Source organism: Desulfovibrio sp. ZJ200 (assembly GCF_011039095.1).
GTDB lineage: Bacteria > Desulfobacterota > Desulfovibrionia > Desulfovibrionales > Desulfovibrionaceae > Desulfovibrio.
In genome coordinates this window covers 1-16,916 of the sequence record NZ_JAAKEH010000037.1, presented here as the reverse complement: position 1 = coordinate 16,916, position 16,916 = coordinate 1, and the positions used below count along the sequence as shown (strand labels likewise).

Genomic DNA, 16,916 nt, shown 5'->3' with positions numbered 1-16,916 from the left:
AGGCATGAAAAATCTTTTCCGCGCGCTTCTTGTTCTGGCAGTCCTGATTCTGGCCGGAATCGCGGCGCTGAGCTTCTGGGTCGGCCCCAGGGTGGAGGAAATGGCGCGCCGGGAGCTGGCTGAGCTGCCGGAAGCCGCCGCTACGAAATATCTGCGCTTTTCCCCGCCCGAAGTGCGGGAAATTGCATTTTCCCCCTTTTCCCGTCGCCTGACCCTGCGCGGTCTGGAAATGCGCGGCACAATGGACCCGCGGGCCCTGGAAAGCGGCACGCCAGAGCGGCAGCCCGCTCCCGGGGAGGTGCGCTATACCCTGGAAGAGGCCTCCTGTCGGCTGCCCCTGCGCGCGCTCCTGCTGTACACGCCCCTGCGCGGCCTGGCACTGCCCGAAACGGGCATGATCACCATCGGCGAGGACGTGCGCCTTTCCAACGTCGCGGGCTTTCTCGCCCAGGGCCCCATCAGGACGCAAAGCACCGTGAAAAGCAAGGAAGCGGAAGGTATCCGCATGGACAGCGCCTTGCTCAGGCAATTGCTGGACGCGCGGGAGAGCCGGGGGGACACGCCGCGCGCGCAGCCTTTCCCGGACGTGCTGGAGATTTTCTACGGCATGGGAATCAAGGAACTGCGCGTGTCGGATATACGCATAAACAGCGCCATTCCCAAAGGCCACGGCACTGTGGACTTCAGTTGCGAATCCATACGCATGCGCAACTGGGAAGGGCGCAGCCTGCAGGAAGCGTCCCTGAACGGTCTCAACCTGAACGTGGACGGCCAGGGATTTTTGCGGCTCGGCAACCTGACTGAAAAAGGCATCACCTTTCCGGAAGAAGCGGCTCTGCGTGAGCTGATGGCCCAGGCCTGCCGGCCCAATCCCGATCAAAGGGCCTTGCAGACCCTGCTGCTGCGCATGTTCACCAGCGGCGAGCCTCTGATCAGGGAACTCAGCGCGGCGGATCTGCGCGTTGCCCTGGACGACATGGCGGGCCAGGCCGTGACGATCGGCAAGGCCGCCTTGCATTGGCAGTCCAACGCGCCCTTGCATTACAGTTTCAGCGTGGATGCCCTTTCCCTGCCCACGGCCCTCGTGCAACGCAAGAGCGGCCTGGCGTTCCCCGGACTGCCCGCGCTGGTTCTGGACGCGGCCCTGAGTTTCGCGGCTCAGGACGCGGACGCCATGCGCGAGCAAGGCACGATCCGCGCCGCGGCTCTCGGCGCTCTGGAGTACGACTTCGTGATTTCCGGCAAGGCGGGGGCGCTGACCTTCGGACAGGCCCTGTTGGGCAGCGCGTTCCGGGATGTCCGCCTGAAGTACGCGGATCAGGGGCTCATGGCGTATCTGGCCGGAAACATCCTGCCTTCGGCCCGGGAGGCCACGCCGATCCTGAAGGAGGCGATTGCCGCATTCTGCTCCGGGCCTGCGCCGGAAAATCCGGCCATCCGCAAGGCCCTGGATACCTTTGTAACCATGCCGGGCGTCCTTGAAACGCAAAGCAAGCCGGGCAAGACGTTCCGCATTCTGGACTTTATAGGTCTGCTGGGCGGGAATCCGGGCGCGCTGTTCACCGTCACGGCGCAGCCCGGCAAGGAAAGCCTGGAGGCGCAGATCGACAGTTTGAACGCGGCAGCCGCAGCCCCGGCACAATAGCGCCCCATGAAAAGAACCTTCCTGCTCCTTGCTCCCCTGCTGGCCGCGGCACTGGCCCTTGCGCTGGCCGCCCAGTTCTGGCTGCGCCCGCACGTGGAGGAGCAGTTGCGGCGCAGTCTGGCCGCGCCGGCCTTTGCGGACGGCGTGGCGACTCAGGCCCGCGCGCGCGAGGTGGTTTTTTCGCCTTTTTCCCGGCGCGTGCTGGCGCGCGGCCTGGAAATGCAAGCCTTGCCGCCGCAGGGGCCCGTGACCTGCCACATAGCGGAAATTTCCCTGCGTCTTCCCTGGCGGGCCCTGCTGGCCTGTACGCCTTTGCGCGGCGCGATTCTGCCGCAAAGCGGCATGCTGCCCGTGGCCGAAAATGTGGTGCTGCGCAATCTCCGTATCCGGACGCCGCGAAGCAAAACCGGCGTCCAGCGCGCGGAGATAAGCGAAATCCGCGCGCAAAGTTCCCTTGTGGCGGCACTGCTTGAGGGGCAGGGCTCCCTTGAGCCTTGCAGCCTTCTTTCCCGAATCAGCGTTGCGGAGGCCCGCGCCTCTTTTCTCAACGTGGACATCCCCACCGTGAGCCGGCCCGAGCAGATACGGGTCAGGGAAGTCTTTGCGCGGAACTGGCATGACCGCAGCCTGGAAGAACTCACCCTCGCCAATCTGGAATTTCGCGTTGCTGATCGGGAGGTTCTGCGCCTGGATGCCTTGAGCCAACACGGCATACTGCTGCCGGGCAAAGTGCTGCTGCGGCGTTTTGCCGAGCAGGCCACCCTGCCCCTGCCTGACAGGATGGCCGTGGAAATCCTGGCAGGGGAAATGTTTGCAACGGGCGAGCCCCTGTTCCGTGAACTGCGCCTGCATGGCCTGACGGTTTCCACGCAGGCAGGCCCGGCCGAACTCAAGGAGCTCGGCCTTGACTGGCTCTCCAACACCCCCCTTCGCTCCAGCCTCCACGTTTCCGGCTTCGCTCTGCCTCTGCGCCTGTTCACGGATGCGTCGGGCTTTTCCCTGCCCGGCCTGGACATCTTGCGCCTGGATGGAAAAATCATTGTTGAGGGGCAGGGAAAGGACGCGATCCTGAAAAAAACCGTCATCAAAGCCGAGGGCCTGGGCGATCTGCGCTGCACGCTGCTGACCAGCGGCAACACGCGGGGCATGAACAGGCGCGAAGCCCTGCTGAGCCAGAGCTACAGCGATTTCAAGCTGAAGTACGAGGATCGCGGGCTCATGGCCCGGCTGGCGCTTGCAACGGCCCCGGCGGACATGGCCGTCAGCGCGTTCAAGGCGGGCATTGCGGCCATCTGCGCTCTGGATACGCCGGAAAACAGGGCCATTGCCGCAGCTCTGGAAACATTCGTGAACCGGCCCGGCACGCTTGAGCTCACCAGTCTCCCCGGCAAAAGCTGCCGGCCGGGAGACGTGCTGGACGCGCTGAGGGCCGGGGATGCGGGCGCCTTGGTGCGCGTTTCGGCGCAAGCCGGCGACACAACCCTGGATCGGGAGATGGAGCGCCTCAACGCCGCATTGAAGGCGCAGCCGTAATTTTTCGCACCACTTTCCCCTTTGTGACACATGCGTAAACTCTGGCTCAAAAAAAATGAAGACCGCCGCCTGCGCGCAGGGCATCTCTGGGTATTCAGCAATGAAGTGGACGTGCAAAAAAGCCCGCTCACGGACTTTGCGCCCGGCGAGGAAGCCACGCTCTGCGACGCGCGCGGCGCTACGCTGGGCAGCGCCTGCCTGAATCCGGCCTCGCTGATCTGCGCGCGCCTGCATTCCCGCCAGGGCGGGCAGCCCCTGGACGCGGCCCTGTTGCGGCAACGCCTGGGCGCGGCGCTGGCCTTGCGCGAACGGCTCTATCCCGGGCCCTGGTACCGGCTCTGCCACGGCGAGGGCGATTTTCTGCCCGGTCTGGTCATTGACCGCTACGGCGATCACCTGACCATACAGATCAGCACTGCGGGCATGGAAGCCCGGCGCGAAATCATTGAGGCATGCCTTGACGAAATTCTCGCTCCGGCTACACTGTTCTGGGACAATGATCTGGCCGCTCGCGGCCTGGAAGGCCTGCCGCGCGAACCGCAAAGCCGGGGCGCGCTGCCCCGGCGCCTGCTGGTGCCGGAAAACGGCTGCCGTTTCCGCGCGCCCTGCGCCACAGGCCAGAAAACCGGCTGGTTTTACGATCAGCGCGGCAATCGCCGGGAAGCGGCACGCTATGCCCAAGGCGCTGACGTGCTGGATATCTTCTGCTATGCAGGGGGCTTTGGGGTCACGGCCGCCGCTGCCGGGGCCAGATCCGTCACGTTTCTGGATGCCTCGCCCCAGGCCCTGGCTCTGGCGCGTGAAAACGCAGCGGTCAATGCGCCGGCCTGCCCGGCTGAGACAATCTGCGGCGACGCCTTTCAGCAGCTCAACGAACTGTATGAGGAAGGCCGACGCTTTTCCCTGATCTGCCTGGACCCGCCGGCCTTCATCAAGCGCCGCAAGGATGTCGCCCAGGGCCTTGCGGCCTATCGCAAGATCAATGCCCTGGCTCTCCGGCTGCTGACGCCCGGCGGCATAGTGGCAAGCTCTTCCTGCTCGCACCATCTCCCGGCCGAAGCCCTGCGCGGCTGCGTGGCGCAGGCTGCCGCGCGGCGCAGGCTGCACGCCAGGCTGCTTTTCGCGGGCGGCCAGGGGCCTGATCATCCGGTGCACAGCGCCATGCCCGAAACCGCGTATCTGAAGTGCTTCATCGCCCAGGTGGGCTAAACCTTCACGGAGTCTGCCATGCTCAACAAGTTTCGCCTGCTGACCCCGGGCCCCACGCCTCTGCCGGAGCGCGTGCGCCTGGCCCTGGCCAGAGACATGATTCACCATCGCAAAAAGGAATTCAAGGCAGTCATGGGCCGGGTTCAGGAACGGTTGCGGCTGCTGTTCGGCACAGCCGGGCCGGTGCTGCCGCTCTCCTGCTCAGGCACCGGAGCCATGACCGCCGCCGTGTACAGCCTGTTTCAGCCCGGCGAGAAAGTTCTGGTGGTGGATGCAGGCAAGTTCGGCCAGCGCTGGGCGCAGATTGCCGCGGCGCGCGGTCTGAAAGTGACGACGCTGCCTGTGCCCTGGGGCCGTGCCGTGCGGCCTGAAGCCGTGGAAGAAGCCCTGACGGCCGATCCCGGCATCACGGGCGTGCTGATTCAGCTTTCCGAGACATCCACCGGCGTATTGCACCCCGTCCGGGAAGTGGCCCATATCACCCGGCAGCGGAACACGCTGCTGCTGGTGGACGGCATTTCCGGCGTGGGCCTTTCGCCCTGCCCGCTGGATGCCTGGGGTCTGGATTGTCTGCTCACCGGTTCGCAGAAAGGCCTGATGCTGCCGCCCGGCCTGGCTTTGCTGGCTCTTTCGGATCGCGCCTGGAAAAAGGCCGAAAGCGTGACGCCGGGCTGTTTTTATTTCAATCTGCCCCAGGAGCGGGCCAAACTGGAAAAAGGCCAGACCTTGTTCACCTCGCCGGTGGGTCTGATTCTGGGCCTGGACGCAAGCCTGGACATGCTGCTGGAGAACGGGCTGGAACCCATCTACGCCAAGCAGTGGGCCCTGACCATGCTCACCCGCGCAGGCGCGCACGCGCTGGGCCTTGAGCTTTTCGCGCCCGAGCACTTTGCCTGGGGCATCACCAGCGTGCTTCTGCCCCAGGGCGTGGACGGCGTGGAAGTGCTGCGCCTGGCCGCCGAAAAATACGGCGTATGCATGGCCGGAGGGCAGGATCAGCTCAAGGGCCGGATCGTGCGCATCGGCCATATGGGCTGGGTGGACTGGGCCGATGTGGCGGCCGCTTTGTACGCCCTTGAACGCAGCATCACCGAGGCGGGCGGTTTTTCCGGCGCGCGCGACTACCTGGAGCAGGCCCTGGCCGCATACCGCGCCGCACTGGCTGGCAAACCCGGCGAGCCCTTGCCCCTGATTCACAGTTAGCGCGTTTTGCTCATGAAATCAGCAAAACGCTCTAAAAATCTGTTCGGGGGAATGTCCCTCTTCGTGTGACTCTCCGTGTCAAGTGCGGCGAGGCATTGAAAAAATTTGTGCTGCCCGTCTGCTTCCGCGCTGCTTTCACCCCATAGAGCAGATTACCGTTGACTTTTTATGAAAGTCAAAGGTGGCATTCAGGCGAAAAACGCGGTTTTCGCCTGAATGTACGCCGCGTTGCGGCGGCTGCCGCTTTCGCGTCAGCAGAGCATTTTCAAAGAGAAAATGCTCTAAGCGGCATCCGCTTCCCGGGCAGGTACCGTTCGCGCCTCGGCCATATTTGCGCGCGCCTTGCCAGCCCATAAAAAAAACTTAACTGTCGGGATAATTCAGTGTAGCACTCTACCTGCAGACCATGCAGCAAAAAATGAGGTTGTCATGAGTCAAGAAACGTGCGGCTGCCAGCCCCCGACCGAAGGGCCCATGCCCGAAGTGACCTTTTCCACCTTTATTCTTTCCCTGGCCTCTTCGGCCCTGGTGCAGTTGGGCGAAGTGCCCAACCCTGAAACCGGTCGTCTGGAACAGGATTTGCTTCTGGCCCGCCATAATATTGACGTGCTGGACATGTTGCGGCAAAAAACCTCCCGCTGTCTTGAAGAAGAGGAGCGCCGGCTTCTGGACGGCATTTTATATGAATTGCGCATGAAATATGTGATCAAGTGCGGGCCGGATTGCAAAAAAACCTGCGGCGAACACGCATAAGGACTGCCGGGCATGAAGACATTCAATGTGGGGCTGGTGGGCATTACCGGGTATGCGGGCATGGAACTGGCCCGGCTGTTGGCCGTTCATCCGGCCATGCAGCTTGCCCTGGCCTGCTCCAGAGCCGAGGCCGGAAGACGTCTGGGGGAATTTTATCCCTTTCTGGAAAATCTGCCTGGTTCGGACGTTGTGATCAGCGTCTTTGAGCCCAAAGAGGCCGCCGCGCGGTGTGATCTGGTTTTCCTGGCCGTGCCCGCCGGCACGGCCATGGAGATGGCCGGGCCGCTGCTGGACGCCGGGGCCAAAGTCGTGGATCTTTCGGCGGACTTCCGCATCCATGATGCCTCAGTCTACGAGCAGTGGTACAAGCATGCCCACAGCCGCAAAGATTTGCTGCGCTGGGCCGTTTACGGACTGCCCGAGCTCTATGCCGCGGATCTTGCCCATACCGCCTTGACCGCCAATCCCGGCTGCTACCCCACTTCAGTCATTCTCGGCCTTTACGCCGCCTTGAAGAGTGACCTCATCGAAAGCGCGGACATTGTGGTGGACGCCAAATCCGGCGCCACAGGCGCCGGGCGCAAAGCCGCGCTGCCCACGCTTTTTTGCGAAGTCTCGGACAACTTCCGGGCTTACGGCCTGCCCAGGCATCGGCATACCCCTGAAATAGAGCAGGAAATTTCCCTGCTGGCCGGTCGCGACGTGCGGATCTCGTTCAACACGCATATTTTGCCCATGAACCGGGGCATTCTTTCCACCATCTACACCAGGCTCAAAAACCCCAAGACCACTCTGGATGCCGTGCACGAGGCCTTTTGCCGCGTGTGGGAGCGCAGCCCCTGGATTCGCGTGCTGCCCAAGGGCAGCCTGCCGGAAACGCGCTATGTGCGCGGCAGCATGTTCTGCGATCTGGGCCTGGTAGTGGACCCGCGCACCGGGCGACTGATCATTCTCGCGGCCATTGACAATCTCTGCCGCGGCGCCGCGGGGCAGGCTCTGGCCAACGCCAACCTGATGTGCGGCCTGCCGGTGGATGCCGGGCTTAACCTCGCGCCGCTGGCATAAGCGCGCAACGGGCCTGCAAGGGAGCCTGCCGAGGGACGCTACGCCCTTCCGCAATTCGCGAGCAAAGGACCGTGCCCTTGCGGAGCGTTCTCCAGAGCAGATTACCTTTGACTTTTTATGAAAGTCAAAGGTGGCATTCAGGCGAAAAACGCGGTTTTCGCCTGAATGTACGCCGCGTTGCGGCGGCTGCCGCTTTCGCGTCAGCAGGGCATTTTCAAAGAGAAAATGCTCCAGGCGGGACGAGCCGCCATTTGCCAAAAAAGATCTCCGGGTTTATGAAGAGGCACAGCGGTCGTCGGCGCGCACCCTTCCTGTGAAAATTCTTTCCGCACAGCGCACCAGGCCCGGCCGCACGCGGAGCATACATGCAACTCAACAGCGCTTTTCAGGCTCCCCAGCTCTGCCGCGCCCTGCTTCAACGTCTGGAAACCGCTCTGGACGGGCATTCCATGAGATTCATGGAAGTCTGCGGCACGCATACGGTGGCCATTTTTCAAAGCGGCCTGCGCTCTTTGCTGCCCGCCTCTGTCACGCATCTCTCCGGGCCGGGCTGCCCGGTGTGCGTGACCCATGACGCGGAAGTGGCGGCATTTCTGGATCTGGCCGGACGGGACAAGGTCATTGTGGCCACTTTCGGGGATCTGCTGCGCGTGCCGGGCCCGGACGGCCGCAGCCTCAAGCACGCTCAAGCCCAGGGCGCGCGGGTGGAAATCGTCTATTCGGCCCTGGACGCGCTTGCGCTCGCCAAAAACAACCCCGGCGATCTGGTGGTCTTTCTGGGCATCGGCTTTGAAACCACCGCTCCCACCGTGGCCGCCACCCTGCTCACGGCCCGGCAAAAAAAAATCGAAAATTTCTGCGTGCTCTCCCTGCACAAGCTGGTGCCGCCCGCGCTGCGCGCGCTGCTTGACGACGCCTCCTGCGCTGTGGAAGCCTTTCTTTTGCCCGGCCATGTTTCCACGGTTCTGGGCCTTGCGCCCTACGCCTTTCTGGCCGACGAATATCACATGCCCGGCGTTGTGGGCGGCTTTGAGCCCGCGGACGTCCTGCTGGCCCTGTGCATCATGGCCGAGCAACTGCGGGACAGGGCCCCGGCCGTGATCAACGCCTATCCCCGCGCGGTGAGCGACACAGGCAACGCGCGCGCCCGCGCTCTGATGGAACAGTTTTTCACCCCCTCTGACGCGCTCTGGCGCGGCCTTGGCCGCATCCCGCGCAGCGGCCTTGCCTTGCGGCCCGAATATGCCGATCTGGACGCCCTGATCCGCCTTGACCTGCGCCTGCCGGAAACGCGCCCCTTGCCCGGCTGTCGCTGCGGCCAGGTGCTCAAGGGGCAAATCCGGCCGCCGCAGTGCCCGTTGTTCGGCAAAAAATGCACGCCGGCCACGCCCGTGGGGCCGTGCATGGTTTCCACCGAAGGCAGTTGCGCGGCCTACTTCAAATACGGGGAGCAGTGATTCATGGATGATTGTCTTCTGCTGGACGCGGGCAGCGGCGGCCGGGCCTCGCAACGCCTGGTGGCCCAATGTTTCCTCCGCCATTTCGCCAATCCCCTCCTGGAACGTCTGGACGATGCGGCTTTGCTGGAGGATCTGCGCGGCCCCCTGGCCATGAGCACGGATTCCTACACGGTGACGCCCCTCTTTTTTCCGGGCGGCAGCATCGGCAGCCTCGCCGTGCACGGAACGGTCAACGACGTGGCCATGCTCGGCGCGCGGCCCCGCTACCTGAGTTGCGCTTTCATTCTGGAAGAAGGCCTGTCCCTGGCGACGCTGGAGCGCGTTGCGGCGGACATGGCGCAAGCGGCCCGCGCTGCCGGGGTGCGCATCGTGACCGGCGATACCAAGGTCGTGCCGCGCGGAGCCTGCGACAAAATTTTCATCAATACCACGGGCATCGGTGAAGTTTTCACTGCTCCCGCTCCTTCGGGGCACAATGCCCGGCCCGGCGACGCGGTGCTGATCAGCGGCGCGCTGGGCGATCACGGCCTGACGATCATGGGCAGCCGCGAAAATCTCTCCTTTCTCACGGACGTGGCCTCGGACTCGGCGCCGCTGAACCGGATGATCGCGGAGGTAATCGCCGCCGCGGGCCAGGTGCATGTCCTGCGCGATCCCACGCGCGGCGGCCTGGCCACCACGCTCAATGAAATCGCGGAACAGTCCGGCGTGAGCATCGACATTGAAGAAGAGCGCATTCCGGTACACGAAGCCGTAAAAAACGGCTGCTCCTTTTTGGGGCTGGACCCGCTCTATCTGGCCAATGAAGGCAAGTGCATCTGCATTCTGCCCGAAGCGCGCGCCGAGGCCGCGCTGGCGGCCATGCGGGCCTCCCCGCACGGGGCCGAGGCCGCGCGCATCGGCACAGTAGGCAACGGCAAGCCCGGCCGGGTCTCCTTGCGCACCCGCATCGGCGGGCAGCGCCTCCTGGGTATGCTGGAAGGCGCCCAACTGCCCCGGATCTGCTGAATAACCCTGAAGCGTTTTGCTCATGAAATCAGCTACACGCTCCGGCTTGTCCTCAGCGTCCTCTTTCCGGGCCGGATTCCGGCTTCCGGCTTAAAATCAATGACATATAAGGCGGCGTGCCGTCCACCGCGTCCATGCCGCGGCGGATGTTTTCTTCTGCCTGCTCCACATGGCTGACCAGCAGGGAGCTCGCGCTGCGGCCCGCGCCGCGCAGAGCTTCACTGATGGCCGGAAAATTACGATACGCCTTGAGAATCACGGCCGTGTCAGCATGGCGCAGTTCTTCCGCCAGATCGTTGCAGCCGTTGATACCGGGCAGGATGCGCAGCGTTTCGCCGCTTTCGCACAAGACTGTGCCGGTACGCGCCGCCGCGGCCTGAAAGGAGGTGATTCCCGGCACGATTTCCACGGGCAGATCCGGCGCGCTTTCCCGCAAGGTGCGCAAAAGATAGCCGAACGTGCTGTAGATCAACGGGTCCCCGATGGTCAGAAAAGCCGCGCTTTCCCCGCCTTCCAGCACTTCTCTGGCGGCCTGCGCGGCTTTTTGCCAGGCCGCGCGCAGCGTGCCGGCATCGCGGGTCATGGGAAATTCCAAACGCAACAAACGCGTCTCGGGCCGCAGATGCGGGCGCGCGGTTTCCAGCGCCGCGGAATAATCATTGCGCGGCGAGGCGGCGGCCAGAATCACATCCACGCTGCGCAGCACAGCCACGGCCCGCAGGGTCAGCAAATCCGGCGCGCCCGGGCCAACGCCGATGCCGTAAAGAGTTCCGGTCATCATCGTTCAACTCGCTTTGAAAAAATCCCCTTCAGAAAAAACGCCCGGCCCCTGCGCCCGGGGCATGGAACACAAGCCCGCGCCCCGGACAGTGCCAAGGGGCGGAAGAACTTTTTCAACGTGCTTGCGGATGCAGCCAACGCTCCAACTCCTCCGCCGCCTCCACAGCGCGGGGACCGGGCCGGGCAAAGCGATCCTCATCCACAACCAGCACCCTTCCCGCGCGCGCGGCGCGCAGATCCCTGTAATGGGCCCGCCGCTCCAAAGGCTCGGGATCGGGATTCATGGGGCCTTTCTGAAGCAGGTACACGTCCGGGTCGGCCTGGATCAAGGCCTCCTCGTTGATACGCACCAGCTTTTTCTCTTCCCGGACCACATTTGCGCCCCCGGCATAGGCAATGATCTCATCGACGATGCTGCCCTTCCCGGCAGCCAGCAGGTTCGGATAGCGGACCTCGTAAAAGACGCGCACCGGCCTTTGCCCGGCATGGCGGGCCTTGAGCGCGGCCAGGCGGCCGCGCCAGCCCCGGATCAGCGCGGCGGCCTGTTGCTCCCGGCCCGTGAGCAGCGCGATTTTCCCCAGCACGTCGAACATCCGCTCAAAAGAATTCATCTCAAATGTCAGAACATTGATGCCCAGCTTGCGCAGGGCCTCGGTCTGAAGTCGCGCCTCTTTGCGGCCGGAAAGTTGCAGCACCAGATCCGGCTTTTGCCCCACAATCAGCTCGGCATTGGGGCGCATATGCGTGCCGATGACGGGCAGATCCGCCAGTTCCGCCAATTGCGGAAGCCGCGCGTCGGCCACGGTGCGGGCCACCAGAAGATCGCCCGCGCCCAGGGCCAGCAGCAGCTCGTTGTAGGCTCCGTAAAGGGCAATAATCCGCGTGGCCGGTTTCTCCAGCATCACAGTGACGCCCGCGTCATCCGTGACGCAGAGCCGGGCCGGAGCGCTGTTTTTCCTGTCAGGGCTGTCCGCCGTTGTGCCGGCAATGGTCTGGCATTCGCTCCGGGGCACAGCCGGCGTCACGGCCAGGGCCGGGGGCGGCGGCAGCGCAGCCGCAAGGCTGAGCAAAAGAAGCGGCATGGCTCCACGGGCCGGCCGCGCGGCCCGGCAGCGCCTGGGGCAGCCCCCATTGCGGATGCGGAAAAACCCGGATGGGAAGATCGTACAAGGCACTGAGTCGCTCCTCCGTAAAGACTTGGGTTACCGGGCCGTCAAACAGCACACGCCCGTTTTTCAGACCGATCAGCCGCGTGGCATACAGCGCGGCCAGGTTGCAATCGTGCATGGCCATCAGCACGCAGGTCCCGGCGGCCCGGCAGCGTTCCAAGAGATCGAACAATTCCACCATGCGGGCCAGATCCAGACCGGCAGCCAGCTCGTCCAGCAGAAGCAGGGGGCTTTGCTGGGCCAGCGCCCGCGCCAGCAGCACGCGTTGCAGCTCCCCCCCCGAAAGCTCGCTGACCCGGCGCTCGGCCAGATCCAACGCGGCCGTGGCGGCCAGAGCCTCTTCCGCCGCCGCGTAATCCCGGCCGCTGTAGCCGCCCAGCCAGGAAAGATAGGGGTAGCGCCCCAAAAGCACCATCTGCCGCACGCTCAGCCCTTGCGGGACTTCGCCGCGCTGCGGCACCACTGCCGCGAGACGGGCCCGGCTGCGCGGCCCAAGTTGCTCCAGCGGTCTGCCCTGGAGAGCCAGATGCCCGCTTTCCGGCCGCAAGACGCCCGAGATGGCCCGCAGCAGCGTTGTCTTGCCGCTGCCGTTAGGCCCCAGCAGGGCCACGCTTTCTCCGGCGCGGGCCGCAAAACTCACCCCGCGCAGCACGCGCCGCCCGTCGTATCCCGCTGTGAGCCCGCGCACCGTGAGCATCAGCGCCTCCGCACCAGCATGGCGAAAAACGGGCCGCCCAAAAGGGCCGTCACAACGCCCACCGGCAATTCCTGGCCGCCGTCCAGTACGCTGCGGGCCAGAACGTCGGCCCAGACCAGCAGAATGCCGCCGCCGAAAAACGCGCCGGTCAGCAACGGCCCGTGCCCGGCCCCCAGCAGCAGGCGCAGCACATGCGGCACCACCAGACCCACAAAACCGATGACGCCGGCCACCGCCACGCAACCGGCAGTCATGCAACTGGCCCCGGCCAGCAGCCAGAAACGCGCCCGACCCACATTGAGACCCAGTTGCGCGGCCTGCTCGTCGCCCAGGGAGAGCACATCCAGGGCGCGCCAGCCCAGAGCCACGGCCAGAAGCCCGGGCGCGAGCGTGGTCAGAAGCAGGGGCAGGCTGTCCCAGCCGCGGCCCTGCAGGGAACCCATGATCCAAAATACGATGCTGGTGACGGATTCCTCGTTCAGCGCCTTGATCAGCGCCACCAGCGCCCCCAGAAAGGCGGCCACGGCAATGCCTGCGAGAATCACGCTCTCCCGGCTGAAGCTTCCCCGGCTCCGGCCCAGCCAAAGCGCGCCGCACAACGCCAGCAAGGCACCGGCCAGGGCTGCCGGAGCCACCAGCCCCGCCTGGGACAGCCCGAACAGGCCGGACAAATGAACCTGACTTCCGGCCATGCCGCCCAGGGCAATGGCGAGGCTGGCTCCGCAGGCCGCCCCCGCGGAAATGCCCAGGGTGAAGGGATCTGCCAGCGGGTTGCGCAGCACGCCTTGCAGCGCGACGCCGGCCACGGCCAAGGCCCCGCCGCAGAGCGCCGAAAGGCAGACCCGCGCCAGACGGATCTGGTTCACCACCAGAAATTGCGCGCTGTTCTGCGGCGCGTCCGAAAAACCGAAATTCACGGCCAGGGCCCGGAAGACCTCGGGCGCGCTCAAGGGCATCGGGCCGGGCAGGCAGGCCAGGGGCAGGGAGCAAAGCCAGAGCGCCGCGAGCCCGGCCAAGGCCCATAACAGGCGGCGTTGCGCGGCCGCTCCTGGAAATGCGGGGATCAGATCCGGCTTGCTCATGTGCTCAACCGCCCGGGCTGCTGCTGGGGTCAACCCTCAGTACATCGTCCGCTGCAAAGCAGCCTTTCTTCATGTGGCGGCTTACCGCCCGCTCATGCCGAGGGCTTGCAGCGAGCCTTGCGCACAGTTGTGACGGCGCGCCCGCGAGCTGTCCCGCGCCGCGGCCGCCCGGCAGGCCACAAAAAACCCCTTCCATGCGTCATGGAAGAGGTCCGTATTTCCTCCGCCTTTCCGGCAAAAACCCGTTGCCGGAGCGGTAGACACCGCTGCCGGAGCCCGTATCAAACGGCTCCGCGGCACGGCAGGTCTTCCGGCTTGCCCCCCGCAGTCCCGGCCTTCCCGTTACCAGTGGCGCAAAAAGGGATGCGGTTATGGGGCTCACGGCGGCGGGTCCGCTCCCGCTTCGCACGGGATTCCCTTTTCAAGCCGGAAAAAGCCCGGCTACCGTAGCCAGGGAGCACTCTAGACGCGGGGCGGCGCGCTGTCAATGCGGCCCGGACCCGGATCACAGGGCTGACGCATCGAAAGATTAGGGCGTTCAGCTCCTTTCATGAGCAAAACGCTCTGAGACATCAGTACGCGCGGACTTCAGCCTGTCATCCAGATCAGGCTGGCCTGGCGGCCGGACTTCTTTTCCCGCCGGTAGGAAAAGAATTGACCTGGCAGTGAAAAAGTGCAGCAGTCAAGACTGTAGATATGGCGCGGCAGAAGCCCGGCCTCCAGCAATTGCGCGCGGGTCAGGCCCCAGAGATCCATTGTGCGCGAAGCCGGATCAAACCAGGGGCGAAACTCCGCGCTCCACTCTTGCTCAAAATGGACGAACTCCGCCTTTTCCGGTCCCAGGCTCGGCCCGCGCACGGCCGCCAGATCGCGCGGCCTGAGGCCGTAATGCGCGCAGAAGCGGGCCACGCCCGTGCCCGGAAAGTTGCAACGATTGCCCCGCCAGCCCACATGCAAGGCCGCTATGTGGCGACCGCTGCGATGGGCCAGCAAAATGGGCTGGCAGTCGGCCGTCTTGATCAACAGGCCAAGGCCCGGACGCGACGAGGCCAGTCCGTCGCCATCCACTATGGCTTGCGCCTCGCAGCCTACGGCATCCGGCTCGAAAACCAGGGTGTCGCCGTGCACCTGATTGAGCTCGGCCCAGGCGTCAAGGCCCTCGGCTTTCAGACTTTGCAGCAAAGAATAACGGTTGGCCGCTACGTGGGCGGGTTCGTCGGCCGTGCTGTAAGAGATATTGCCGCCGCCGTATGCGCCCCGGCTTGCCCCGCCCGGACGGGTCTGAAAAACGCAACGCACGTTTTCAAGCCCCGGAAAGGCAAAAGGAAGGAAACTCACAGACATACGAAGCTCTCTTCCGTGCACAAAAACTGCACGCGCTGATCCCATTGCTCAAGAGGCAGCTCCCTGAGCACCTGAAAGGCGAAACACAGGCCCACGCGCGGGCAGTGCAGCCTAGCGTCATCCAGAAAACGGTCGTAATAGCCGCCGCCAAAACCCAGGCGGCCGCCGCGCCGGTCAAAGGCCAGGCCGGGCAGCACCAGCAGATCCGGGGCAAAACCATTGCCGATGTCTTCCGCTCCAAAGCCGGGCAGGCTTTCCTCAGGCTCGCGCAGTCCAAAGGGGCCGGGTCGCAACTGCGCAAAACCGGCGCAGGCGGCGAAGCTCATGCGGCCGGGCTCGTGCGGATGCACACGCGGCAGATAGACTGTGCGCCCGCTCTGCCAGGCTGCCTCCAGCAATGCATCGGTGGACACTTCCCCCTTGAGGGCCACATAAAGGGCCACGGAGCGCGCAGCGCCCCAGCATGGGGCATCCAGCAGGCGCTGCTGGGCCTCCAGGCTGCGCGCGCGGGCCAGGCCCGGCGGCTGCTCGCGGCGTTGCCTGCGGATGCGTTCGCGCAGGGCGGCTTTCTGCGCGGCAAGGGACTCTGCGGAATCAGCGGCTTTCTCGGGCATGGCGGCTCTTTTCATCTGGCAGGAGTTATGGCAGAATTTCCATAAAAAATTCTATAACAAAGGATGTACCGTCATGCCAAGCGCTGATACCCGGGACTACCTCTGGATCGCCGTGGGCGACATCCACGACGAGCCCGCGCGTTTTGCTCAAATCCCCGAGCTGTCTCAGGCCGACGGGGTTATCGTGACCGGCGATTTGACCATCACCGGCGGGGTCAAGCAGGCCGAACTGGTCATGGAAGCTCTGCGCGCCCACGACATCCCGGTCCTGGCCCAGATCGGCAATATGGATCGCCCGGAGGTGGACGCCTGGCTCAGCGAAAAAGGCTGGAATCTGCACACCTTCACCCGTGAGCTGACTCCGGAGATTGCCGTTTTCGGGGTGGGCGCTTCCACGTTCACGCCCTTCGGCACGCCCAGCGAATATCCCGAATCCGCCTTTGCCGCATGGCTGGAAGCCGCATGGCAGCGCGCCCGTATCTATCCGCATACGGTGCTGGTCTCGCACAATCCGCCCAAGGACACGGCCTGCGACGTGATCCCGGGCGGCGCGCATGTGGGCTCCATGGCCGTGCGCGAGTTTCTGGAAGACGCCCAGCCCGACATCTGCCTCTGCGGCCATATTCACGAGGCGCGCGCCGTGGATCGCGTGGGGCGCACGGTGGTGGTCAACCCCGGCGCCCTGGCCGCGGGCGGCTATGTGGTGCTGCGCTCCAACTCCGGGCAATTGTCCGCGGAGCTGCGCGTGCTGGAGTAGATTGAAAATAGATATTTTCAATCAAAAAATGCTCTGGCGACCGCGGGAGCGGACGCCCGCGCCGGCGGTAGCCGTTAGCAAGCTTTGCTTGCTTACGGATAGCGACAGCGGTTGCGTTGGCTGGCTGCCGCAGTAATCAGTTGCTGTCTTCATCCGTAGCTTCCTTCGTCGCAACGGCTGAAGCCTGGACGCGAAATGATGGCAACGCCGCTTTTGAAATTGAATAATTTCAAAAGCAAAATGTTCTATGCCCTGTTAACACTTTTTAAGTCCTTCAACGATGAGGGCAAACAGAATGAAGCCAAGAAATAAGGCGTCAAGCTTATCATAGCGGGTTGCTATGCGCCTGTAGCCCTTCAAGCGTCGAAACAATCTCTCAACTTCATTGCGTTTTTTGTATAACTCCTTGTCATAATTCCAAGGCTTACGCCGCAAGGGATGGGGAGGGACTACTGGCGCATAGCCCAGACGACGACTCAATTGTTGTGTTTCGTTGCCTTCGTAGGCTCTGTCCATAAGGAGACTGCAAGGCGCAGGCGCAGGGCCGAGGGCTTCCAGAAGTTTTCTGCCTTGAGGCGCATCTCCCGCATTGCCGGG

The 16,916-nt window shown here is 64.2% G+C and carries 17 protein-coding genes and 1 riboswitch; of the genes, 9 read left to right on the top strand and 8 right to left on the bottom strand.

Going from position 1 to position 16,916, the window contains the following annotated elements; all coding sequences use genetic code 11:
- Positions 1–4 precede the first annotated feature (4 nt).
- Genes G7Y52_RS10860 through G7Y52_RS10845 form a run of 4 tightly spaced genes read left to right on the top strand, consistent with a single transcriptional unit; the run spans position 5 to position 5,590 of the window.
- Positions 5–1,645: a hypothetical protein gene (locus G7Y52_RS10860; RefSeq protein ID WP_165071737.1), complete on the top strand. Its 1,641-nt coding sequence runs from the start codon at positions 5–7 to the stop codon at positions 1,643–1,645.
- A gap of 6 nt (positions 1,646–1,651) precedes the next feature.
- Complete coding sequence (locus G7Y52_RS10855; RefSeq protein ID WP_165071733.1) at positions 1,652–3,178, top strand: hypothetical protein; 1,527 nt, start codon at positions 1,652–1,654, stop codon at positions 3,176–3,178.
- Positions 3,179–3,208: 30 nt separating this feature from the next.
- Complete coding sequence (locus tag G7Y52_RS10850; protein ID WP_165071729.1) at positions 3,209–4,387, top strand: class I SAM-dependent rRNA methyltransferase; 1,179 nt, start codon at positions 3,209–3,211, stop codon at positions 4,385–4,387.
- Between the two features lie 18 nt (positions 4,388–4,405).
- On the top strand, positions 4,406–5,590 hold the full coding sequence (locus G7Y52_RS10845) for an alanine--glyoxylate aminotransferase family protein (RefSeq protein WP_165071726.1): 1,185 nt from the start codon (positions 4,406–4,408) through the stop codon (positions 5,588–5,590).
- Between the two features lie 135 nt (positions 5,591–5,725).
- Here the strand turns inward: G7Y52_RS10845 and G7Y52_RS10840 are convergent, their stop codons facing one another.
- On the bottom strand, positions 5,726–5,944 hold the full coding sequence (locus tag G7Y52_RS10840) for a hypothetical protein (RefSeq protein ID WP_165071724.1): 219 nt from the start codon (positions 5,942–5,944) through the stop codon (positions 5,726–5,728).
- A 75-nt stretch (positions 5,945–6,019) separates the two neighbouring features.
- Here G7Y52_RS10840 and G7Y52_RS10835 point away from each other — a divergent pair, with 75 nt between their 5' ends.
- The 4 genes from G7Y52_RS10835 (at position 6,020) to hypE (ending at position 9,876) form a co-directional block, all read left to right on the top strand.
- Positions 6,020–6,343, top strand: coding sequence for a DUF1844 domain-containing protein (locus G7Y52_RS10835; protein ID WP_165071722.1), 324 nt, complete (start codon positions 6,020–6,022; stop codon positions 6,341–6,343).
- 12 nt (positions 6,344–6,355) lie between these two features.
- Positions 6,356–7,408, top strand: a complete 1,053-nt coding sequence (gene argC, locus G7Y52_RS10830; protein ID WP_165071719.1) for an N-acetyl-gamma-glutamyl-phosphate reductase — start codon at positions 6,356–6,358, stop codon at positions 7,406–7,408.
- 365 nt (positions 7,409–7,773) lie between these two features.
- Complete coding sequence (hypD, locus tag G7Y52_RS10825; protein WP_165071717.1) at positions 7,774–8,865, top strand: hydrogenase formation protein HypD; 1,092 nt, start codon at positions 7,774–7,776, stop codon at positions 8,863–8,865.
- 3 nt (positions 8,866–8,868) lie between these two features.
- Positions 8,869–9,876, top strand: a complete 1,008-nt coding sequence (gene hypE, locus G7Y52_RS10820; RefSeq protein ID WP_165071714.1) for a hydrogenase expression/formation protein HypE — start codon at positions 8,869–8,871, stop codon at positions 9,874–9,876.
- A 52-nt stretch (positions 9,877–9,928) separates the two neighbouring features.
- On the opposite strand, the gene cobI is transcribed toward hypE, so the two are convergent.
- From cobI to G7Y52_RS10790, 6 genes are all read right to left on the bottom strand, one after another.
- The gene (gene cobI / locus G7Y52_RS10815; RefSeq protein WP_165071780.1) at positions 9,929–10,654 is read right to left on the bottom strand and encodes a precorrin-2 C(20)-methyltransferase; all 726 of its coding nucleotides are present in this window, start codon (positions 10,652–10,654) and stop codon (positions 9,929–9,931) included.
- 115 nt (positions 10,655–10,769) lie between these two features.
- Positions 10,770–11,558: an ABC transporter substrate-binding protein gene (locus tag G7Y52_RS10810; RefSeq protein WP_165071778.1), complete on the bottom strand. Its 789-nt coding sequence runs from the start codon at positions 11,556–11,558 to the stop codon at positions 10,770–10,772.
- Positions 11,559–11,616: 58 nt separating this feature from the next.
- Positions 11,617–12,522 (bottom strand): ABC transporter ATP-binding protein, encoded by a 906-nt coding sequence (locus G7Y52_RS10805; protein WP_165071712.1) that lies wholly within the window; start codon positions 12,520–12,522, stop codon positions 11,617–11,619.
- Positions 12,522–13,604, bottom strand: a complete 1,083-nt coding sequence (locus tag G7Y52_RS10800) for an iron ABC transporter permease (RefSeq protein ID WP_165071709.1) — start codon at positions 13,602–13,604, stop codon at positions 12,522–12,524. Before G7Y52_RS10800 ends, G7Y52_RS10805 begins: the two co-directional genes overlap by 1 nt.
- A 282-nt stretch (positions 13,605–13,886) precedes the next feature.
- A riboswitch (cobalamin riboswitch) is annotated at positions 13,887–14,068 on the bottom strand.
- 124 nt (positions 14,069–14,192) lie between these two features.
- A complete protein-coding gene (locus G7Y52_RS10795; RefSeq protein ID WP_165071706.1) occupies positions 14,193–14,948 on the bottom strand; it encodes a polyphenol oxidase family protein in 756 nt (251 codons plus the stop codon).
- The gene (locus tag G7Y52_RS10790) at positions 14,939–15,562 is read right to left on the bottom strand and encodes a 5-formyltetrahydrofolate cyclo-ligase (RefSeq protein WP_165071704.1); all 624 of its coding nucleotides are present in this window, start codon (positions 15,560–15,562) and stop codon (positions 14,939–14,941) included. The genes G7Y52_RS10795 and G7Y52_RS10790 overlap by 10 nt, the downstream gene beginning before the upstream one ends.
- Before the next feature lie 73 nt (positions 15,563–15,635).
- On the opposite strand from G7Y52_RS10790, the gene G7Y52_RS10785 reads away from it, so the two are divergent.
- Positions 15,636–16,319, top strand: coding sequence for a metallophosphoesterase family protein (locus G7Y52_RS10785; protein WP_165071702.1), 684 nt, complete (start codon positions 15,636–15,638; stop codon positions 16,317–16,319).
- 255 nt (positions 16,320–16,574) lie between these two features.
- Here G7Y52_RS10785 and G7Y52_RS10780 read toward each other — a convergent pair.
- Positions 16,575–16,916, bottom strand: a 342-nt coding sequence (locus G7Y52_RS10780) for a transposase (RefSeq protein ID WP_165071700.1), incomplete at its 5' end; no start/stop codon positions are given.